Source organism: Pontibacillus halophilus JSM 076056 = DSM 19796, from assembly GCF_000425205.1.
In the GTDB taxonomy this organism is placed as follows: Bacteria; Bacillota; Bacilli; order Bacillales; family BH030062; genus Pontibacillus_A; species Pontibacillus_A halophilus.
On sequence record NZ_AULI01000007.1, the window covers coordinates 150,126 to 171,516 of the forward strand.

The 21,391-nt window shown below is 44.4% G+C and carries 23 protein-coding genes; 6 read left to right on the forward strand and 17 right to left on the reverse strand.

Features of this window, described 5'->3' with window-relative positions; translation table 11 throughout:
- Nucleotides 1–20: 20 nt before the first annotated feature.
- A complete protein-coding gene (locus H513_RS0107865; protein WP_026800254.1) occupies nt 21–668 on the reverse strand; it encodes a TVP38/TMEM64 family protein in 648 nt (215 codons plus the stop codon).
- A 188-nt stretch (nt 669–856) separates the two neighbouring features.
- Here H513_RS0107865 and H513_RS19815 point away from each other — a divergent pair, with 188 nt between their 5' ends.
- On the forward strand, nt 857–1,243 hold the full coding sequence (locus H513_RS19815; RefSeq protein ID WP_036769513.1) for a YhjD family protein: 387 nt from the start codon (nt 857–859) through the stop codon (nt 1,241–1,243).
- Here the strand turns inward: H513_RS19815 and H513_RS0107875 are convergent, their stop codons facing one another.
- Together H513_RS0107875 and H513_RS21540 are read right to left on the reverse strand one after the other, a co-directional pair.
- Nucleotides 1,244–1,750 carry a competence protein ComK gene (locus H513_RS0107875; protein ID WP_026800255.1) on the reverse strand — a complete coding sequence of 169 codons (507 nt, stop codon included), beginning with the start codon at nt 1,748–1,750 and terminating at the stop codon, nt 1,244–1,246.
- Nucleotides 1,751–1,890: 140 nt separating this feature from the next.
- Nucleotides 1,891–2,040 (reverse strand): hypothetical protein, encoded by a 150-nt coding sequence (locus H513_RS21540; RefSeq protein WP_154655207.1) that lies wholly within the window; start codon nt 2,038–2,040, stop codon nt 1,891–1,893.
- A gap of 76 nt (nt 2,041–2,116) precedes the next feature.
- On the opposite strand from H513_RS21540, the gene H513_RS0107885 reads away from it, so the two are divergent.
- Nucleotides 2,117–2,578: a DUF3939 domain-containing protein gene (locus tag H513_RS0107885; RefSeq protein ID WP_026800256.1), complete on the forward strand. Its 462-nt coding sequence runs from the start codon at nt 2,117–2,119 to the stop codon at nt 2,576–2,578.
- Nucleotides 2,579–3,338: 760 nt separating this feature from the next.
- On the opposite strand, the gene H513_RS0107890 is transcribed toward H513_RS0107885, so the two are convergent.
- From H513_RS0107890 to H513_RS0107900, 3 genes are all read right to left on the reverse strand, one after another.
- Nucleotides 3,339–4,877: a fatty acid--CoA ligase family protein gene (locus H513_RS0107890; RefSeq protein ID WP_026800257.1), complete on the reverse strand. Its 1,539-nt coding sequence runs from the start codon at nt 4,875–4,877 to the stop codon at nt 3,339–3,341.
- Between the two features lie 162 nt (nt 4,878–5,039).
- Nucleotides 5,040–6,047 carry a lipoate--protein ligase gene (locus H513_RS0107895; protein ID WP_026800258.1) on the reverse strand — a complete coding sequence of 336 codons (1,008 nt, stop codon included), beginning with the start codon at nt 6,045–6,047 and terminating at the stop codon, nt 5,040–5,042.
- A gap of 85 nt (nt 6,048–6,132) precedes the next feature.
- Nucleotides 6,133–6,873, reverse strand: a complete 741-nt coding sequence (locus H513_RS0107900) for an MBL fold metallo-hydrolase (RefSeq protein ID WP_026800259.1) — start codon at nt 6,871–6,873, stop codon at nt 6,133–6,135.
- A 116-nt stretch (nt 6,874–6,989) separates the two neighbouring features.
- Between H513_RS0107900 and yhfH the strand changes: the two genes are divergently transcribed.
- Nucleotides 6,990–7,121 (forward strand): protein YhfH, encoded by a 132-nt coding sequence (yhfH, locus tag H513_RS21195; protein WP_081658219.1) that lies wholly within the window; start codon nt 6,990–6,992, stop codon nt 7,119–7,121.
- 123 nt (nt 7,122–7,244) lie between these two features.
- On the opposite strand, the gene H513_RS0107905 is transcribed toward yhfH, so the two are convergent.
- The 7 genes from H513_RS0107905 to H513_RS0107940 form a co-directional block, all read right to left on the reverse strand.
- Nucleotides 7,245–7,661 (reverse strand): YkvA family protein, encoded by a 417-nt coding sequence (locus H513_RS0107905; RefSeq protein ID WP_026800260.1) that lies wholly within the window; start codon nt 7,659–7,661, stop codon nt 7,245–7,247.
- A gap of 123 nt (nt 7,662–7,784) precedes the next feature.
- Entirely contained in the window at nt 7,785–8,798 is a 1,014-nt protein-coding gene (locus tag H513_RS0107910; protein WP_026800261.1) for a LacI family DNA-binding transcriptional regulator, read from the reverse strand.
- Nucleotides 8,799–9,096: 298 nt separating this feature from the next.
- Complete coding sequence (locus H513_RS20845) at nt 9,097–9,786, reverse strand: lecithin retinol acyltransferase family protein (RefSeq protein WP_051239790.1); 690 nt, start codon at nt 9,784–9,786, stop codon at nt 9,097–9,099.
- A 321-nt stretch (nt 9,787–10,107) separates the two neighbouring features.
- Nucleotides 10,108–11,511, reverse strand: a complete 1,404-nt coding sequence (hemY, locus tag H513_RS0107920; protein WP_154655208.1) for a protoporphyrinogen oxidase — start codon at nt 11,509–11,511, stop codon at nt 10,108–10,110.
- Nucleotides 11,508–12,446: a ferrochelatase gene (gene hemH, locus H513_RS0107925; RefSeq protein WP_026800263.1), complete on the reverse strand. Its 939-nt coding sequence runs from the start codon at nt 12,444–12,446 to the stop codon at nt 11,508–11,510. The genes hemY and hemH overlap by 4 nt, the downstream gene beginning before the upstream one ends.
- A gap of 39 nt (nt 12,447–12,485) precedes the next feature.
- Nucleotides 12,486–13,523 carry a uroporphyrinogen decarboxylase gene (gene hemE, locus H513_RS0107930; RefSeq protein WP_026800264.1) on the reverse strand — a complete coding sequence of 346 codons (1,038 nt, stop codon included), beginning with the start codon at nt 13,521–13,523 and terminating at the stop codon, nt 12,486–12,488.
- A gap of 1,137 nt (nt 13,524–14,660) precedes the next feature.
- Nucleotides 14,661–16,850, reverse strand: a complete 2,190-nt coding sequence (locus H513_RS0107940; protein WP_231572082.1) for a transglycosylase domain-containing protein — start codon at nt 16,848–16,850, stop codon at nt 14,661–14,663.
- Nucleotides 16,851–16,962: 112 nt separating this feature from the next.
- Between H513_RS0107940 and H513_RS0107945 the strand changes: the two genes are divergently transcribed.
- The gene (locus tag H513_RS0107945) at nt 16,963–17,463 is read left to right on the forward strand and encodes an antibiotic biosynthesis monooxygenase family protein (RefSeq protein WP_026800266.1); all 501 of its coding nucleotides are present in this window, start codon (nt 16,963–16,965) and stop codon (nt 17,461–17,463) included.
- 49 nt (nt 17,464–17,512) lie between these two features.
- On the opposite strand, the gene H513_RS0107950 is transcribed toward H513_RS0107945, so the two are convergent.
- From H513_RS0107950 to H513_RS0107960, 3 genes are read right to left on the reverse strand one after another with little or no spacing between them, the layout of a single operon-like run.
- Nucleotides 17,513–17,992: a thioredoxin family protein gene (locus H513_RS0107950; RefSeq protein ID WP_026800267.1), complete on the reverse strand. Its 480-nt coding sequence runs from the start codon at nt 17,990–17,992 to the stop codon at nt 17,513–17,515.
- Between the two features lies 1 nt (nt 17,993).
- On the reverse strand, nt 17,994–18,416 hold the full coding sequence (locus H513_RS0107955) for a disulfide oxidoreductase (protein ID WP_026800268.1): 423 nt from the start codon (nt 18,414–18,416) through the stop codon (nt 17,994–17,996).
- Between the two features lie 44 nt (nt 18,417–18,460).
- The gene (locus tag H513_RS0107960) at nt 18,461–18,709 is read right to left on the reverse strand and encodes a phosphatase PAP2 family protein (RefSeq protein WP_161625296.1); all 249 of its coding nucleotides are present in this window, start codon (nt 18,707–18,709) and stop codon (nt 18,461–18,463) included.
- A gap of 211 nt (nt 18,710–18,920) precedes the next feature.
- Between H513_RS0107960 and H513_RS0107970 the strand changes: the two genes are divergently transcribed.
- Nucleotides 18,921–19,355, forward strand: coding sequence for a ferritin-like domain-containing protein (locus tag H513_RS0107970; protein WP_026800271.1), 435 nt, complete (start codon nt 18,921–18,923; stop codon nt 19,353–19,355).
- A gap of 127 nt (nt 19,356–19,482) precedes the next feature.
- Nucleotides 19,483–20,655 carry a M20 metallopeptidase family protein gene (locus tag H513_RS0107975; RefSeq protein ID WP_026800272.1) on the forward strand — a complete coding sequence of 391 codons (1,173 nt, stop codon included), beginning with the start codon at nt 19,483–19,485 and terminating at the stop codon, nt 20,653–20,655.
- Here the strand turns inward: H513_RS0107975 and H513_RS0107980 are convergent.
- Complete coding sequence (locus H513_RS0107980; RefSeq protein ID WP_026800273.1) at nt 20,652–21,347, reverse strand: EcsC family protein; 696 nt, start codon at nt 21,345–21,347, stop codon at nt 20,652–20,654. The genes H513_RS0107975 and H513_RS0107980 overlap by 4 nt on opposite strands.
- Nucleotides 21,348–21,391: the final 44 nt, after the last annotated feature.

Here is a 21,391-nt window from a genome sequence, read left to right on the forward strand (position 1 = left end):
TTACCCAGATTCGAGAGACCTTAATCCCTTACGTGCTCTCGCTCCTCTGTCCGAACCTTTAATCGTTGTTCAATGTATTTCCCAACAACCCAGAAGAGTAGAATGCAAATCCCTACAATAAGTGTACGTACAGGATGAGCCGTAAACTCCGTAATGCTATGTCCCACAAACGCAATCGTGAAGATCATCACGGCTTTCCCCATAACCACCGCAAGCATAAACTGTTGCACACTCACCTTAGATAAACCTGCTACAACGTTAATGATAGCCGACGGAGAGAACGGGAAGCACATTAATAGGAACAGTGGGCCGAATCCATGACGTTCAAGCCAGGCTGTCACCTTTCGAACCCGCTTATGCTCACGAATAAATTTCATAAATCGCCAATCGCCAACTCGCCGTATGAACAGGAATACAACAAATGCCCCCGCAGCCGCCCCAATCCACGAATAGAGAAAGCCAAAGAACAACCCATAGGCAAGGGAGTTCCCAAGCACAAACGCAAATAGCGGCAGAAACGGAAGAAACGCTTCCAGAAACGGCAACAAGATACCAGGGATGGGACCTAACTGCGCATATTGATCGAGCAAATCAAGAAAAAAATCATCCAATGTATCATTCTCAAACATTCTCTTCAAATCCTGAAACGTAAGATCTGTCAAGTTCATCGGCTCGTTCTCCTAACTAACAAACGGAATCTTCTCTCATTGTAATAGAAAGTATTCCCTTTGCCTATCCCATCCCACACGTCCTGTTGTACACCTTTCCAAAAGTTTCTGTTCTTTATTCGTTTGTATTCTCATAGTAATGGGGTATAATAGAACAAGTGTTCGTATATTGTTAGGAGGGAAATGAAATGCAGTATCTAAATGAAGAGGAGCGGGAACTAGCGACTCGATACTTATTTCTTTCCATGGCCCTCGTTGTCATCCGCCAGGACATCCAAACCATCGAACAAGGTTCCTTCAAGCTAAAGGAGCCTTACGTAGAATTACTGCGTAAAATGGACCAAAAAGGAAAAGCCGAGCGTCGATACGTTAAAGAAGCCATGAACAAAAAGCAACTACATGTCATCTTGCTAAATAAAAGTGACTCGTTCACCTCATACCTCTTTACGGTTCGTGGGTATGAAGAAAAGCGCAACTACTTTAACCCTGCGATTAAGAAAAATGTGGAGAATATCTTCTATGAACTCATGCGGAAAGTGATGCAGCGGTACGATGGGTATACGAAGAGTGGGTAATTAGGAGAAGTGTTCTGCGACACGGTCGTGGTTTACCCGCTGGTACGCCTGCAACCGTTCGTTTAATTGGAAGCGAAACTGAGCCGTTCGCTGAATTTGGTTTAGAATCGACCCATGTGACACGGGCAATTGAATGGCTGTGCCATTTGTGAACGTAAGTAAAGTCCGTTGATCAGGCATTTTCTTTGTTGAGGAAATGTGGGAATGAGAAATCCAGGCGCAATCACTATTCTGAGGAGAAGTAGTCGGGAAGAAATACATGCCGCTCGTTGGGTCAATCACAATCGGGGCCTTGTGCGTAATGCCGCATACGTCCTTTGTTCCATCTTGTCTTCCCTTCAAGCTCGACCCAAAATATCGGCAGGAGCGATCGACCAACGTTTTCGGCGTTGCTCTTACATAATGATTTCCTTCTTCCTCGAGAACTTCAGAAGCACCGTTGACACCTTCAAGTTCAGCCGGAAGGATTGCTAGCGTGTAGGGCGACAATTCATAATTTCGAAGCATATGAACCAAATAAGATCACCTTTTTCCATGGAGTATAGTCTTGCTTCTTTCCATTCTTACAGAAAAGGTGTGAAAATCCCACATAAAATTCTTTCTCCATCTATAAATGAACGATTTTCCAAAAATCGTTCAGCTTCGCATTATAGCTTTGTTATACTAGACATACCTAGCCATTCATCCTTCAAATCCTCCTGATAATCATGGCAATGAAACGAACACCCACGATCATCCATCCCGAAATCCGGATTTAAAATGGTATTCAACTCTAATTCATAGGCGAGATTGTCCATACGTCTCCCTCCTTACACATGTTCTTCTTAGCTTATACCAAACTGGTAAATTTACTCATACGAAAGGAGATTACTTATGTGGTGGAAACGAAAGAAGAAAACAGAATCAGCGGACGTTCCATCGTGGCCCAATCGTGAAGTCAGCCTCCATGAAGTGCGCGATGCGCTCCGGGCATTTAGTGACCACTTGCCACAAGGGGTTGAAATGGGTACGGTCATTAATCACGATTTAACACTTAACCACGAGCTACTCGCCCCCTATTTGAAAGCGGTGCCAACGAACACCTTCTACATGTCGAAAGAAACGTATGAGTTATTTGAGGAGAAGGATTACGACCTGGCCGTTGAACTGGACCTGATTCAACAAGCGGTCGACAAATACATCATGCAAACGAAGGAACTCCCAGTCATTGAAGGCGATCCGTATCGGAAGGTGAGCTTCTACAAACTCGAAAGCCATCACCTTCTACCTGAACGCCCAAATCGAGACTACTTCATCACAGAAGAGGAACACATGGTCACATATAAGAAACGATAAGCAAAGAACCCCAGCCCGAACGTTTAATCGGACTGGGGTTCTTTATGTACTGGTGGAAGACGAAGATCATTAGAACACTGCCAATGAAGGTTCCCTTCCCCTCAATCTAAGATCGTTGACGTACCTTGTAGTTGCTGATCACTGTGAACAAATAAAAAAAGAGCCAATGCATGAGCATTGGCCAAAAGAGACGACTGGTTAACTTTTGAGTGAGGGAATTAATTCGGTGAACACTACTTGCTCACCTATCTAACCATTTAAGAATGCTTAGATAACGGAAGACTAAGTTAGCACCCCCAACAAGATTGGGTTGGTTACTTAAGTCTTGAGTCTTATTTTAATATAATCTTCTGAAAACGTCACCGAAAAGACTTTGCGGTATGACGCAACTTTTTGCGTCTATGTATCATATTTCCAAAAGCCTTGATATTGAGGTTTTTTTAAGGGGAAAACAGCTCTCCTAATGTATTCCTTTCATTCCTAACCACACCATATGTTATATCAATATAACATACATAGTATTCCTCATCTAACTTTTTTATCCTCTAACATAAACCTAATTACCCATTTCTATAGGAATGATTTCAATTCACATCGAAATACTAAGCTTTCTGAATTCATTATTGTTTCCAAAGTATAATGTGAATACTATTATCTATATAACTTTGCTAGAAGGCTGATCTCAGTTCTCATTTTAATCAAACAAGTTCGGAAAAACGCAAAAAAGAGAAAAGGGCCGTTGCAAGCGACCCTTGTGGTATTAGGCTTGATTAACGCGACTCCGCAAATTCTTCCTCAATATTTTACCGGTTGTGTTCTTCGGCAGCTCCTCTAGGTAATCTAGAGAAACAGGAACTTTGTATTTCGCCAAGTGTTCCGCACAATACTGAAGCAGTTCATCCTCGTTCGTTTCCTCAGATGTGACTACAAACGCATGAACGGCTTCTCCTGTATTCGGGTCTGGTATGCCGACCACTGCGACTTCTGTCACATTCGGATGGGCGTACAGCACTTCTTCAACCTCCCTTGGGTACACATTGTACCCACCTACGAGGATCATATCTTTCTTTCGGTCTACTATGTAGAAGTAGCCATCTTCGTCCATACGCGCCATATCGCCTGTATAGAGCCATCCATCTTTAATTGTTACGGCAGTTTCTTCAGGGAGCTTGTAATAGCCTTCCATCACATTCGGACCACGTACCGAAAGTTCACCAACTTCACCCACTGGAACCGTTTCTCCAAACTCGTCAACAACACGGTTCTCAACATTCCAAATACTTTGTCCAATAGATCCTGCCTTACGAGGACGGTCCGTTGGATTGAAACATGTGACAGGAGCGGCTTCAGAAAGACCATACCCTTCAGACACCACAACGTTAAACGTCTGTTCGAATGCTTCTAACAGTGCCACTGGCATAGATGCGCCACCTGATATGCACAGGCGAATCGTTTCGAAGTCTCCCTCATTCCCATTGTTCGTTTGGATTAAATAATTGTACATTGTCGGAACGCCAGCAAAGATGGTTGGGTTAAGTTCCCTCCCTATCCGAAACACTTCTTGAGGTGAGAATTTCGGTACGATGATGACCGTCCCCCCGTTCATTAACGGTGCATTCAATGAAACAGTTAAACAAAACACATGGAACATTGGTAAAGCGGCAATCGTACGATCCTCTTCTTGCATTTGTAAATAATCGGCAACATCTTTCGCATTGGAGAAAATGTTGCGGTGCGTGAGCATGGCACCTTTTGGCTTTCCAGTCGTCCCAGACGTGTACAGAATGACAGCCAAGTCTTCCTTCTGAAGCTCTGGGCGCTTAAATGAGTCCTCACTGGCAGCCACAACATCTGTAAACGTTTTCATTTTACTTCGTACTTCACCTTTCACATTCATCCCTTGTTGACCTGTTTCTCCTACGATGTAATGCATAACCCCCGTTAATGCTGCGTCCATCGCATCGAATTTCTCCATCAGTAGGTCCATCGTGATGACTGCTTTCACATCTGCGTTGTTTAGAATATACGTTAGCTCATCGGCCGTATAAATTGGGTTGACTGGTATAACCGTCAGACCTAATCGTAACGCACCGTAAAGCCCGATAATGTAATGCGGGCTATTGCCAGCCACAAGCGCAATGTGATCCCCCTTTGTAAGACCTAGCGACTCGAGTCCAGAAGCAAACTTCGTTACGGACATGTCCAATTCCATATAGCTCGTCTCTTTATCCTGAAAGATATAAGCCGGCTTAGTTGGATGGAGCGATGCCGTTTTGGACAGCTGATCGCTAATGTTCATCCTTCATCCTCCCTTATGAATGAATAATCATTCACTACATAATAACGTTCATAATTATTATAAAATACAGACAATTATTGAGCAACTGTTATCCCAATAAATCGACATTCATTGACTATACAAAAACAAGGATGCCGTGGGCATCCTTGTTCAATCATCTTCTTAATAGATAAGCTGTAAGAACTCATCTCGTGTAATTTTACCTAGGTAGTGAGAGATATCGAGATCTGAAATGGCGTCAGCAATTGCGCTTCGATCATAGCGGGCACCAATTAGACGGTCTTCAATATCCTTCACATCCCCAACGCCGAAGAAATCTCCGTAAATCTTAGCATTTTGGATTTCACCCTTCTTCACATCAAGACGCACATCCACCGTACCTGCATCAAAGCGATGGGAGTGCTGAATGTTTGAGGATGGAGACTTTCCGTAGTTCCATTCCCACGTTTGATAGCGTTCTTCAGACAGACGATAGACTTCCTTCCAATCGCTCTCTGAAAGCTTGTACTGTGGTACATCTTCTACAGATTCAACATCAAAGATATAGCGAAGGATCAGTTCCTTGAACTCCTGCATGGAAATCTTCTCATCTAGATATTCAGACACGTTCGCCACACGACTGCGAATGGACTTGATTCCTTTGGAGCGGATTTTCTCCGATTTTACTTTCAATGCGGAGACAACGTTCTCAATTTCAGAGTCGAACATTAGCGTCCCATGGCTAAACATACGTCCCTTTGTAGAGAATTGCGCATTCCCGGAAATCTTACGCCCATCTTCAAGCACAATGTCGTTACGACCTGAAAGTTCAGCTGTCACACCAAGCTTCTTCAACGCATCGGTTACGGGCTTTGTGAACTTAGCGAAGTCATGAAAGCTATTCCCATCATCCTTCGTTAGAAAGCTAAAGTTCAAGTTTCCAAGGTCGTGGTAGACAGCTCCTCCACCAGAGAGACGACGAACAACGTGAATGCCGTTGTCCTCAACATAATCTGTATTGATCTCCTCTATCGTGTTCTGGTTCTTCCCAATAATGATGGAAGGCTCATTTATATAGAAGAGGAGATATGTATTATTATTATCAATTGGGAGATTCTTCAACACGTATTCCTCAATGGCAAGGTTAATGCGTGGATCATGAATCCCCTCATGATCGACGAATAATAGCATCGTTTATTCCTCCTTCTTAGTACGATTCTATTTTAATCCAATAGGTGCCCCTATTCAAACTTTCTACCCAAAATAATCCTTACCATTATTTACTTCTTGACATCCATTGAAGCCCTTCATACGCTACTTTAACCTCACCCGAAAACTGTTCACTTGCTTCTGTCTTCAGCTGACTCACTTCACCAAAGTGCGGCAAGTGACTAATCCATAACTCCCCAACTTGAGCTTGATTCGCAATATGACCAACCTCTTCACTTGTCATATGCCCAGGCTTTGAACCATCCATGCCTTTATAGAAATTACAGTCAGTTACAAGTAAATCGGCACCTTCTGAGAATGGGATGAAACTGTCCTTGTAGCTCGAGTCTGCTGTAAATACAATCACTGATTCTCCATCTGTGATCCGTGTGGCGTAACAAGGAACGGGGTGGTTTGTCTTCATAAACGTCACAGTGAATGGACCAACCCTAAGCTCGCTTGAAGGATCATATGAGATCCCCTCTGTATAGTCGTGCGTTAAGCTATCGAAGCCTGCCTCATCTTCTTGGTGCCCATATATAGGCAGCACCTTCTCTGTTCCTCCTATGGCGTTTTGTACCTTGTGTGCATACTGGAGCGGACCAATATCGGCTACATGGTCGAAGTGGTAATGGGTAATGAGAACCGCATCGAGATCCATGATGGATTTACGCTCCTGTAACCGGGACAGCGCTCCACTCCCGCAATCAATCATGAGTGTAAATCCATCCTTCTCTACTAAATAACTTGACGTCGCTTCCCCTGCACCAGGATAGCCACCCCAGAATCCGTTTACTGTAAATTTCATCTCACTCACCCTTTCAAAAAAAGTACAAGTTGTTATAAAACAAACTGTTGCTTTTATCGTCCTGTTATAATACAATGATACCATAATCAACCAATCAAACATTTGGAGGGATTCACATGTTGCAAAGCGCACTCGAATTTTTCAAAAGTCTTCCGAAGAAGAAATGTTCCGATTGTGGCACAGACATTAATGAACAAGCGGATTGCTACTCCAACCTCTGCGAAAAATGTAATCATCCAGCACGCTAACACCCACAGAAACCACTTCAATAAACCTCACACAACAGAAATAAGAACTCCAAACGTTCACATCCCCACCATTACATGCTGGGGATGTATTTATGTACAGACGGCCATCTGTATTACAACAGATCACTCATCGTCTGTCTCTTGAAGAAGCTGCTGGTCAATGGCAGTCGTATCTGCATGACCACCGAACCAATCACTCAACTTCTCTTTCGCCTTTTCCTTCGTCTCCTCGTCGATATACATAGCAACTTGAATCAATGCCGCACCGATCACGGTTAGATCATCTGTATACCCTACACCAGCAGCCACATCTGGGATTAAATCAAGGGGAAGAATAAAGTACCCGAGCGCACCGATAATTGTAGCTTTCGTTTTCTTTGGTACTTCTGGTTTTTGTAGGGTGTAGTAAAGCAAGAGGACGCTGTACACGACAGAGCCGCCCGCTTTCTTGCCATACCTTCGTACTTTGCCCCAGAATTTCTCAGAAGAGTAGAATCTCTTTCCCTTCTCCAGTTTCTCTTGAAGCTGCCCCTCATCCATTCCCTTATCATTCCGCATAAACGTCACACCTCCTGTACCTTAGGCTTCCCCTCCTCAATTTAAACAAAACAAGGAAAGCGGTCGTTCAACGCATAAAAAAAGCCCCACCTTGGTTGGTGAGACTTAAGAAATCATTGTGACGCGCTGCTGTGTCGAATCCCGGACGAGCAGTTGGTGCCTGAACACGATCTCTTGCCTAAATAAGACAGATGGATGCTCAATATAGTGGACAAGTGTCTCTACGCAATGCTCTCCCATCTCCGTGACAGGTTGTTCGACTGTTGTGATGGATGGACTCATAAGCAGCGATATCGCCTGATTATCAAATCCCACAACAGCAAGATCATCTGGTACACGCAAGCCTAACTGCTTCGCTTCATGAATCATTCCAGCAGCCACTTCATCTGACCCCGTGAACACTCCATCTACATTTGGATGGTGCTGGACAAGCGAGTGCAGCACGTCCCGACCGTGATCAATGGTATAAGCTCCTTCCATCTTCTCATCCAATACAGGCGATAACCCCGATTGGTTAAGCGCTTTCAAAAAACCTTTTTGTCGATTTTGAGCCACTATGCTATCATTTCCCCCGCTTAAGTACGCCAAGTGACGACATCCTTGCTGAATTAAATGACGCGTTGCCTCATAGGCTGCCTGCTCATGGTCGACATAGACAACGGGCAAATTGGCACCGCGCACATTCTCGTTACAAAGAACAATAGGACCATACGTTAAGTAAGGTTTAATCTTAGACCACTCGTTTCGAACGGCAGTCATAATGACCCCGTCCACTTGCTTCGTGCGTAGCAACTCCAAATAATCCAATTCTTTCTTCTCATCCTCATGTGTTTGACAGATAATTACGCGGTACCCCCACGCAGACGCCTTAATTTCCATCGCTTCAATCAGGTGTGAAAAGAAAGGATTGGTTATGTTCGGTAGTAGTATCGCAATGGTTTCCGTCTTTTGATTTCGCAATCGACGAGCTGAAGAGTTCGGCACGTACCCCAGTAGATCCATAGCTTCCTTCACTCGTTGTCGTTTCTCCTCGGCTACGTACGGCTGATCATTAATCACACGTGAAACCGTCGTACGAGAAAGCCCAGCCTGCTTAGCCACATCCTCAATGGTCGGCATGCTACATCCCCCTTGTTGTAACTTCCGTTTTGAAATCGTTTTCATAGATTCAGTTTACTAGGTTATCAAGAGACTTTCAACCACTTTCTGGATTTTTTATACAATAGTCTGTCATTTATTAACCTTTTTGTTTTCCAGGTAACCATCCTAACGTTTAATTGTAGAGAAAGAACGGGATGAAGAGTGCGACTAAGACTCCGTTGTCTTAAGACAATCATACTCAGTGTCTTTCCATACGACCATTCCACCCGAAACTCAGTATTCCAAAAGAATTAATAACTTCACTCAGGTTTCTATTCTATTTATTACGTCTTTTTTCACTTGAAAAGCCACTTACCTTTATCAACGTTTTGGGTATATCCATATCATTTAAGAGGTAATCTGATTTTGTCTTAATCCCTTTGAGATTTATGAATTGCCCGTCCTGGTCCGAGAAACTGCGACCAGTTCTACACCAGAATGCAAAATGCTCACAATTGTTTAATAAGAGATGGTAGTCTTTTTTTCCAAGCTCGGACTTGGCTCTCCATACTGCCTCTTCAGGTGTATAGAGATTCCCGAACTTTAGACTTTTCTCCACATTTGCAACAAAGAAATATTCTTCGCCTTTAAGGAAATCGTCCATCGTGGTTTGGATAATCGTATTGTTCTTAATATCACTCGGACTTGAGAAGTGGATGACCTCCCGCATTCCAATATAAACACCGTAATGAATAATATGTCCTATGTACCGTCTGACACCGAGTATTTGCCCTGGTCTTAGGTATTCCATTCCCGCTGTTTGCGCAATATTGGAGAGCTTATATGGACGCCTGATTCCGTTTGGTTTTGTCTCAAATATGTATTCCATTTTATCAATTTCGGTGTGCACTTTATTTTTTATGGCGTCAGCCATTAGGTCCGCCCCGCTCCCTAAGACGATACGCAATTCTGTTAGTGGATTAGTATTTGCTTTATTGAAACCCTTCCTACCCCCAAAAACCCCCATCTCCCCACCTACTTTTCCTTTAATTGTTTAATTATAGCAAAACCCTCATTACACAGGTAACCTTAATGACTGATACATGTCGGTGTATCATAAATAAAGTTAAATCTATAATATCTGCATTATTGCGTGTATGGATGAGAGCATTAGGTCACAAGCATGCCCACACCATCGTTGTCCTCATTGCGTGCATCATGATGAACCTTCTCACACAATAATAGAGAATCTTTCACCCATTTACTTTCGTTCGTAGTGGACCAATCGACAGAAATGAAAAAAGACCAAGTTCAGGTCATACGTGAACTTGGTCTTCTCTATGTTCTACTATTGTTGAAGATACGCCAATACCGATTGTACAGCAGCTTCTCCTTGGTCGATGCAATCTGGGACTCCGAGGCCATCAAAGGAAGCACCAGCTAGATACACGCCCGGCAACTGCGATCGCATTTCTTCTCGAATCGTTTCCATTCTCTCACGGTGGCCTACTGTATATTGGGCTCTTGATTCCTTCCAACGTGTAATAAGGGAGAATTCTGGCTCTCCTTCAATGTTCATCACCTTGTTCAGATCATTGAGAACGACGCGTTGGATTTCTTCATCTGATGCGTTTACAATCTCTTGATCAGAAGGTTTCCCAACGTATACGCGTAATAGAGCCTTCCCGTCAGGTGTTGTGTGAGGCCATTTCTTGTGGGTCCACGTACACGCTGTAATTCGGTAGTCTTCATTTCTCGATACAACGAAACCAGTTCCATCAATGTCTTCCTTGATGGCGGACTGGTCAAATGCCATCGCTACGTTCGCAACAGATGTTGCGGGCATCTCTTTGAACGGGGACAGGAAGTCATACTGGGATAGCATCCGTTCCGTTTCTTTATGCGGCGTTGTAACGACAACACTATCCGCTTTAAGAACGGTTCCGTCCGTCAATAGAAGATGGTACCCTGCTTCTTTACGTTGTATGTGGTCTACACCCGTCTCGAAGCGTACCGTTCCCTCATCAAGCCGTTCCTCGATTGCGTTCACGAGTGAACTCATTCCACCTGTCAACGTACGGAAGACGCTTGGCTTTTTCTTTTGTTTCGGTTGTTTAGGAACCATCGTCTTCAAGCCTTTAATTAAACTGCCATGTTCCTGCTCTAGTTGATAGAAGTTCGGGAACGTTGACATGAGACTAAGCTGGTCAATATCTCCAGAGTAAATACCTGAAAGGAGCGGTTCAATTAAGTTCTCTACCACTTCATCTCCTAGTCTCTTTCTGAAGAATAAGCCAAGAGATTGGTCACCAGTTTCCTTACCACGTGGTTTCACGAAATCCATTCCAGCCCGCAACTTCCCTTTCATACTAAAGAGGCCAGAAAACAGAAACGGTCGTACCTGAACTGGAATCCCCATGTAAGAGCCTCTTGGCATCTTATTAAGCTTTCCATTTGCGAGAATGTAAGATTGCCCAGTGGCATTGCCGACAACCGTGTCGGATAATCCGACTTCTTCAATGAGTCGGAATGAACTTGGCTTTCTTGCAATCAAAGAATCTGGTCCGCGCTCGATTGTGAAACCGTCTCGCTCTTCCGTTTTAAGAAAGCCACCGAGTTCCTTGCTTGATTCTAACAATTGAATGCGGTACGGAAGCTGTTGCTCTTTTATGTATTTTTGAAGGTAATAGGCAGTGGCAAGCCCTGTTATGCCACCGCCAACAATTGCGATTGTGCGTTCAGTCATCGTTATCCCCTGCTTTTTGCTTGATTGAGTACGACTTTCGCCAATGTTTCGATAAATAACGGATGCGTGTTCGGCATCTCTGGACGATAATAGCTTGCGCCTAGTTCGTCACAGACAACCTTACATTCGTAGTCATTGTCATAAAGAACCTCTAAGTGATCGGATACAAAACCTACTGGAGCATAGACGAACGTACGATAGCCCTTCTCGTTGTATAGGTCACGTGTTAAATCTTGCACATCTGGCCCAATCCAAGGGTCTGGTGTATTCCCTTCACTTTGCCAACCGATGGCATAATTTTGTATTTGCAGTTGGTCGGCAATTAAGTCTGCTGTTGTCTTCAGCTGTTCAGGGTAAGGGTCGCCATTTTGAATAATCTTCTCTGGAAGACTGTGAGCAGAAACGACCAATACTGCCTTCTCATATTCTTCTTTCGACATCTTCTCATACTCTTTACGAATATGTTCTGTCCAGTACTGGATAAAGCCTGGCTCATCATACCAGCTCTCAACGGATGTAATCGTCGTTACCCCATATTTCTCTGCCTCTTCTTTCGCACGACCGTTGTACGATTTCACACTAAAGGTAGAATAATGAGGAGCTAATACGATTGAGACCGCTTCTTCAACGCCATCTTCAGCCATTTGCTTCACGGCATCTTCAATAAATGGATCAATGTGTTTAAGACCTAAGTATAATTTGAATTCGTATTCATCCTGGTCCGCATTTAGACGGTCACGTAAGGCTTCTGCCTGCTCTTGAGTAATTCGAGCTAGGGGAGAGATGCCTCCAATTGCGTCATAACGCTCTCGCAACTCATCTAATGCTTCCTGAGAAGGCTGTCTTCCCCGACGAATATGTGTGTAAAAACGCTCCAAATCTTCCTCTTTGTATGGTGTACCATATGCCATAACAAGCAATCCCATTGTTTTCTTTGCCATGTTATCCACCTCTACTTCAAAGTTTAGTATCGACTAGTGCTAGGATCTCTTCGAATACGTATGAACCAGTTCTGTTACTTTTCTTAACGTCTCTGGTTTGATTTCAGGTACCACTCCGTGACCTAAGTTAAACACGTAGTTCGGCTGTTCCATACCTTGGTCAAGAATCGCTTTGACACGAGATTCAATCGTATCCCAATCCGATAATAGAATGGCAGGGTCTAGGTTCCCTTGTAGTGCTTTCTTTATTCCCATGCCGCGAGCATCGCGAATCGTCGTACGCCAATCCAGTCCAACTACATCAAGCGGCAGCTCACTCCACTCTTTCGTTAAGTGGCCAGCACCCACACCAAACATGATAAGCGGAACCCCTTCTGGACGAAGCGCTTCGAAGATACGTTCCATCGTCGGTTTAATATAGAAACGATAGTCTTCTACATTTAGATTACCAACCCAAGAGTCAAATACTTGAATCACCTTCGCCCCAGCCGCAATTTGAGACTTCACGTAACGAATCGCCATATTTGCAAGCTTATCCATCAACATGAACCAAGCTTCCGGTTCACTATACATCATCGCCTTCGTCTTGTTGTAATTCTTTGAAGGTCCTCCTTCAATCATATAGCTCGCCAAAGTAAACGGCGCACCTGTGAAACCAATTAGAGGCACATTCAGTTGCTCTTGTGTTAACAATTTAATCGTATCCAATACGTAAGGCACATCCGCCTCTGGGTCAATCTCACCCAACTTCTCCACATCGTGCTTAGATCGAATTGGGTTATGGATAACCGGCCCAACCCCTTTTCTAATCTCTACATCGACCCCAAGCGCAGGTAATGGAGACATAATATCCTTATACAAGACAGCCGCATCCACATCATATTGCTCAACAGGCAACCGCGTCACATACGCACACAGCTCCGGCTGATGCGTAATCTCAAATAAGGAATACTTTTCCTTTAACTTCCGATACTCAGGTTGAGACCGACCAGCCTGCCGCATAAACCAAACAGGAACATGACCCGCCTCCTCCCCTCGAATCGCTTTAAGCATTGTGTCATTAAATGGAGTTGTCATAACGTCTCACCTTTCAATTCGTTCCAATATGTACTCTTCCACCAATATAACGATTTCTATACCACATGTATAGTCAGAAAGGACGAAAGTCAATAAATTGTTGGAATTACCCCCGAAAAGCGGAAGGGGGCGGTTAGGTACGGAAGGCATAAGCGAAGCAACGCAGTGAAGTGCCCTTCCTTCACGGAGTTGAATCGCTTATGTCCGTAGTACCTGCCCCCTGCAGCTAGACACCACGAAAAGCAGAAGCGGCTTGGTCAGGCATAAGACAAGCAATGCAGTGGGGTGCCTTTTCCCCACGGAATTGATTGTCTTATGTCCGTAGTGGCTGCGGACCGAAGCTAGACACGAAAAGCGCAAGGGGGCGGTTAGACCCGTCAGGCATAAGCAAGGCTGCGCAGTGAAGTGCCCTTCCTTCACGGAGTTGAATCGCTTATGTCCGTAGTACCTGCCCCCTGCAGCTGGACACCCTGAAAAGCGGAGGAGGCCCGCTAGACCACTGCGCACCGAAGCTAGACACAAAAGCTACCACCCTTTCCGAAGATGTGAGAATCTACACAAGAACGTTCGTTCACTATCCTATCCCACAGGCGAACCTGGATTAGCTATCACCCAAACATCAATCTAATTGAATGATTAGTAATTCTAATGATAGCTGAGCAGACAAAACCTACACAACAAACGAATAGGCAGTACACACAACAAGGGCTAGCAAATCAATATTGCTAGCCCTTATTGTTTTTAACTTTATGATGGACCATAGAACTCGCTATAACTACTACCACGAAACCAAGAAATACTAGATCGTATTCAAGAAATTCAACTACACGGTTCGCCACAACCATTAGGATAAGCATTAAAATCACTAATATTTTCAGGAGTATATCTGAAACTCTTAACATTAAAGTAATCCCCCCTATTATAAGAATAGTAATGCAGATACCCCACAGTGAGTACGAATCACTGTGGGGTATCTGATATGCCCGTAAATTCGGGTCGACTGTAGTAAACAACTATTAAATCTGATCTGCGACTATCGCTATAAACATACGTTATTTCTCTTTACAACGGGCATCCATACATTCATGGTAGCCTTCTTGTACCTTTTCAGGATAACTCTAGGCTTTCCCTAATCAGTTAATTACGTAGCGAGAATCGAACGTCTACTATATTTGATGGTTGGCCTTCCAACTCAGTAAGACGGTCATACGGAACAACGTAGTATCGAGCTTCGCTAAAGACAGGTACACGGTCTAGCGTATATACTCCTTGCCCTGTGACGGCATCGACCAGTTCATCGTCTTTCCCGTCTTGTTCTTTATAGATTCGATACTCTACCCGCTCGTCACTTGATGGGGACCACGTAAGTCGTGCAGATAAGAACGAGAACGCTCCAAATCTAACTTCACTGCGCACATCGTCTAGCACTGGGAGGTTGATTGGTGGCTCTAGGTCCTGTACGCCATCTGGTTTCGTGAAGGCAGTGGTGAGGTCAGTTTGCTTGTCGTATTCGGTTAAGAAATCCTTCATAAACGTTGTAGGGTACGAACTGCCTCGAGTTAAATAATCTTCGTTGGTTGTTCGATCATATCCCATCCATACGGATCCAACGTAGGAAGGGGTATAGCCAACGAACCATGCATCCTTTGTAGCTCCCTCCACGTTAGGGTGCTGGGTTGAGCCTGTTTTACCTGCTAACGCTTTCTCATAGGTTCCGGCTGATGCCGTCCCTTCTGCTACGACATTTTCGAGCATCCGAGTCATGTTCCAAGCTGTCTGCGACGTAAACACTTCCTGCTGCTCCTCGTCAAACACCTCAACCAACTCACCATTCTGGTCATAGATTTCTACGATGGTATGGGGTTCAATCATCTTACCCCCATGATTGAACGTACGATAGGAACGAACAAGATCAACCGGTGTTACACCATTTTCCAAACCTCCAAGTCCAATGGCCAAGCCTTGGTCTCCTACATCAATTCCGAGCTTACTAAGATAGTCCTTTGAGTAGGATAGCCCCATCTCATTCAACAACCAAATGGTTGAAGCATTCTTTGAAAGTTGCAGGGATTTGTATAAGGAAATTTGTCCTGCATATCGGCCGTCATAGTTGGTTGGTGTGTACGAGTTATACGTCGCTTTCTCATCGGTCAAGAGACTATATGGCTCGTATTCTTCTTGTTCCAGTGCAGGCCCATAAACGGCCAAGGGCTTCATTGTAGACCCTGGCTGACGCTTTACGTTCACGCGGTTAAGGTCACCACGCTCATAGTTTCGACCGCCATGAGCTGCTACAATTTCTCCGGATTGGTCGTCCATTAGAAGAAATGATCCTTGGACACGCTCGCTTGTGCCAGGGAAGTAATCCCCATTCTTCATCATGTCGTAGGAAAGCCTTTGAGCAGCCTCATCTACTCCGACAACAATTCGATACCCGCCTTGCAGCAGTTCTTCCTCGCTCAATTGATACGTATCACTCGCTTCTTTCACAACAAGGTCTACATAGCTATCAAGCCAAGGACGTTCTGACTGGGATACGTGCTCTGTATTTAGGTCGCTCCGTGAATACTTTACAACCTGTTCAGCAGAGAGCATCCCCTCATCATGCATTCGGTTTAACACGATGTTTCTTCGGTCTTTGGCACGCTCTGGATGATCGAGAGGGTCATAATAGTTTGGTCCCTTCGGCATTGCAGCAAGTAGCGCGCCTTGAGAAATCGACACCTCACTTATGGATTCGTTGAAATAATAACGAGAGGCTGCTTCAATGCCATACACGCCGTTTCCGAAATAAATGGTATTTAGATAATATTGCATGATTTCATCTTTCGAAAGAGTCTTGTCGACATATAATGCAGCCATGACTTCCTTGAACTTACGCGTCCACGTCTTGTCATTCGTTAAGAAGAGGTTCTTTACTAATTGTTGGGTAATCGTACTACCGCCCTCCGCTTTCTCCATGGCAATAATGTCCTTGATTAAAGCTCGACTCGTGGAAGTCAAATCCACCCCACTATGCTTATAGAAGTCTCCATCTTCTACCGCGATGAAAGCTTGTTGCACGTGTTCAGGTATTTCATTTAGCTCCACAATTGTCCGATTCTCTTGATACATCTTCGTCAGCGTTTCCCCGTCTTTAGTTTCAATGGTGGAAGCTGTATCTAATACGAATTTCCGCTCATCGACAATCATCTTGCCGCCTAGCAGTAACAGATTATAACCAATTATGAGAAGTAGCAGAAAGGATGCGATTCCAATATATATCCATTTTGCCTGCTTGGATTTCATCCAGTCTGGCAAACGTTCAATCCATGATTTCCAATTCATTTCTAGTTCACCTCTATGAAGTTGTGCTAAATGATCGTATTCAAACTACCTTCTAGCTTGCTTTTTCCAATTCTAGCTTGCTACACTTACGTTACAGAAAGGAGTCGTTACGATGAATGTTTATATGACGAAAGGGACTACCGATTACTTGAGTAAGCTTCAAGCGAACGCTTCTGAATCCATTTGGCTCATGCAGAATGAAGACGGAGCACTTGCCTACTACGAAGGGGACAACAACCCATTCCAGGAGCCACTTACATACGAAGTGGTCGACCATGTGAATGAGCTCAAACAAGAAGGGTACGTTGTGTTAAACAACATCCCAGTCACAGATGAAGGTCGTCCAATCTTTGAAGACCGGTTTAAGAATCGTGCTGGCGCCATTGAAGACACACCTGGCTTCCAGGCAATCCGAATTCTTCGTCCAACTGGTGGGGACCAAACGTATGTCGTCTTTACTCAATGGAAAGATGAGTTGAGCTTTCTTGATTGGAAAGAATCCCAGGCCTTCCAGAAGGCACATCGCAACAACGGACCACAAAGCAAGGAAAAGCCTTCTTACATTGCAGGTCCTTCCTACCTTACAAAGTATCATATGAGTTCAACACAATAAAAAGTCGGACAGGAATAACCTGTCCGACTTTATTATACGAATAAGACCCCTATTTTGTTTCATCCAATACATACTCGTTAAAGAATGCCTCGAAATTCTCCTCTGGCTGAGACCCAACAATACGCTTTACTTCTTCCCCATCTTCATAATGAACAAGTGTTGGCGTACTTTCAATCCCATACTCACCCCACGCATTTTCAAATTCAAGCAAGTTTAGCTTCTTCATATCCACACCCATATCTTCTGCTAAAGGTGCAAGGATTGGTGTTGTGTTCTGGCAGTGGATGCATGTTGGGCTATAGAAGTATACAGTCAAGTCTTCCCCATTGTTAATCTTTTCATTTAATTCACGCGGCAAGATTTGATTGTCGTAATTCTCATCATCTAATTGATCGACCGTTTCTGGGTGAAGGTTATCTTTCTCATAAGGATTTCCTTCAGACGCCTGACGATTCTGTAGTTGAACGACTGTAATTAATGTCCCTAGAAGAAGGACAATAACGGCTCCAATGATAATCATTTTCTTCATATTAAGAACTCTCCTTTATTGTACGAAGTAATACAAGGTGTGTAAGGAAGATTACCGTAAAGGCAAGTAATGACAGGAATGGAATCGTAATAAAGCCACCGTAATTGATAAATTGAGTGGTACATGGAATAATTCCACATGCCCCGCCTGTTTCTTGTAAAGCCGGAAGCTTCTGCACACCGTAATGATAGACCGCAACTAAAATTCCTATTCCACTCATGAACAACCCTGAATATGCGATGCGGGCATCTTTCTTGGCGACGGCAAGGCCGTAGATGACCACGAGTGGATACATGAGTACCCGTTGGAACCAGCAAAGTTCACACGGTACAAATTTCATAATTTCAGAGAAAAATAAACTCCCAAGCGTTGCAATAAGGGCTTGCCCCCAAGCAACCAATAATAGATTCTCTATCCTCTTCATCCGGACACCCCCAACCTATCCTTCAGTATAAAGGAAATCCCGAGCTATGTGTGTGTCGATTTATCAAATGGTGTCATGATGGTTCGTTGAGTTACAACTATGTAGAGATTCACCCATCCCACAAGAAAGAGGTAGCCATAAGCGAAACCAGCGAATACATCAGATACATAGTGAGCTTGCAAGAAATATCGGCTACCGCCTAAGAGCACACTCCAACTAATTGTAGCTAAGACGAGTAGTCTTCGTTTAGAGGCAATGGAATACAATGAACCAATCACTAAGTGACATCTCACTACAATTCGCTTCCGATGTTAATCTAACCACAATGAGTCACGCAATTAGAACAAGCGTCCGATCCTCGGGACTATTTGTTTTCTTTCCACTTCAAACCGTTCATGACATTCTCCTCCCGAATAAAGTGTATCCTAATCCCCTTATGATGTTTAGAAAAAGTTTCGCAGGGTATCGTATAGATGTGAAATTTTTTGTTAGGGGTGAATACTGATGGATCAAAAAGTAGAACAGTTAATTGAAGGACTCAACACAGACCTTGCACACGAATACGCAGCAAGCATCATGTACACGTATTACGCAGCTACTGTACAAGGACTTTACTATCAAGTATTAAAACCATTCTTTGAAGGTGAAATTGGCGACGAACAAGGACATGCCCTTTACCTTTCTGAGAAGATTAAAACGCTAGGCGGCACTCCTACAACAACACCTGCAGAGGTTAAACAGCTTACAGATGTGAAGGATATGCTTGAAGAAGCACGCCGCAACGAATACGACACAATCAAACGTTATGAAGAACGTCGCTCTCAAGCTGAAGAACTTGGTTATACAGAGCTTGTCGTTAAACTTGATGACATGATTGCAGATGAAACGCACCATATGGAAGAGATGGACCGTCTACTAGCGGACCCTCGTCTACAATAAAGTGAAGAAAGCCCCTCATTCAGAATGAGGGGCTTTTTTTACTGGGACAGGGGGACAGGTTTCTTGTCCCACATTCGAAACCTTGCGCCATAAATGCTATACTTTTCCAAAAAGGGAGGGATCGTGTATGTTGCAACAAATCTTCAAAGATGTGGACTCGTTATACGAAGAAATGGTAGAGATACGTCGGTACTTGCACCAGCACCCTGAAGTTTCATTCCATGAGGAGAAGACGGCTCAGTACATAACTGACTATTATGACCGGCTCGGCCTACCTTACCGAAGTCAAGTTGGAGGGAATGGAGTGATCGCCACATTGAAAGGTGGCAAACCCGGCAAGACGGTCGCGCTTCGAGCCGATTTCGACGCGTTGCCTATTCAAGATGAGAAGGAGGTACCGTATAAATCAACGGTACCAGGTGTGATGCACGCATGTGGCCACGACGGGCACACCGCGTCCTTACTCTGTCTCGCCAAAGCGCTCGTCCCGTATCAAGACGAACTTCCTGGTACCATCCTCTTTCTTCATCAGCATGCAGAAGAATATGCTCCTGGTGGTGCCAAGCCAATGATTGAAGATGGTGCGTTAGAAGGAGTGGACGCGGTATTTGGTACTCACTTATGGTCCAACACACCTGTAGGCGCCATCGAGACAGCTCCGACGAAATTCTTCGCAGGAGCAGACCGGTTCGAGATTACAATCCAAGGAGTTGGCGGACACGGTGCCCAACCCCATCAAACTAAAGATGCGCTCGTCATTGGCTCCCAGCTCGTCACTTCGCTCCAACAAATTGTCAGCCGGAAAGTTGACCCACTAGAGGAAGCCGTCTTAACGGTAGGGACGTTCCAAGCGGGTACGACGTTCAATGTCATCGCAGACTCTGCTAGCCTAACAGGTACGGTTCGTACATTTAATGAGCAGACACAAGATTTAATCATTGTAGAAATGGAGAAGCAAATCAAAGGGATTTGCGCGATGAATGACTGCACGTATACGTTCGACTACTTGAAGGGCTATCCACCTGTCGTCAATCATGAGAAAGAAGCAGCTCTCGTTATTGAATCTGCAGCTGAAACGCCTGGTGTAGAGGAGGCACGTTACGTATCCCCTGTCATGACAGGAGAAGATTTCTCTTACTACTTACTGGAACGCCCTGGAGCCTTCTATTTCACGGGTGCACAGAAGGAAGGTCATGCCTATCCTCACCACCACCCGAAATTCGACTTGGATGAGCGCGCTTTGCCAATTAGCGCGAAAACGCTATTCCACGCATACATGCGTTACCAGGAAGAGAACTAAGTCAATAAGCGGAGGCGGTATCCGGTCATCGCCGCTTCCGCTAATGTATCCATAAGACGTGGGTTCACAACAGCACCAACAATTGCGCCAAACCCCGGTAAGAATTGCAGAAGCTTTGCCAGGTCTAGGGAATCACGGTACTGTTGCTGTAGTTGCCTCCAATCCACATCAATCGATTCCTCCTCATTCCAATTCTTGAGTAGATAGTAGACCTCGCGTTGCTTTTCCCTCTCCGAGAAAGCCATCATAAAGATGTGCAAGAGAAACATTCGTTCCTCTTTCCGATGAACGTCAAATCCATATATCTGTGCAACATCAAAAAGAAACTTCATCTTAATACCTAACAGTAGTGGGAAATCCGTCATTCCAATGACAAGACCACCTGCCCCCGAACCAGCTCCCTGAATCATAGCCGTTCGTTTATACGTTTTGAGTCTCTCCTCCACAAGTGCTTCTTTCTCTTGAAACGTACGCTCCGGGTCTAATTCAATCCGATACACGTATCTGGATGAAGTTAGCGAAAGTTCCATCATGTTTCGGATACTATCTGTTACGACTCGATGAATTCGGTCTGGAATTCGTTTCGTCACCCTGTTCTGCCATTGCTTTGATGTACGTTGAAACCTTGATGCCCGCTTGTCTAATCGCTTCCCATAGGCCAATGCTTCTTGTCTTGCTTGAGCCTCTTCCATCCATTTCTCTCCTTTATACGTAAACCAGTTCGTGCATTTACTTC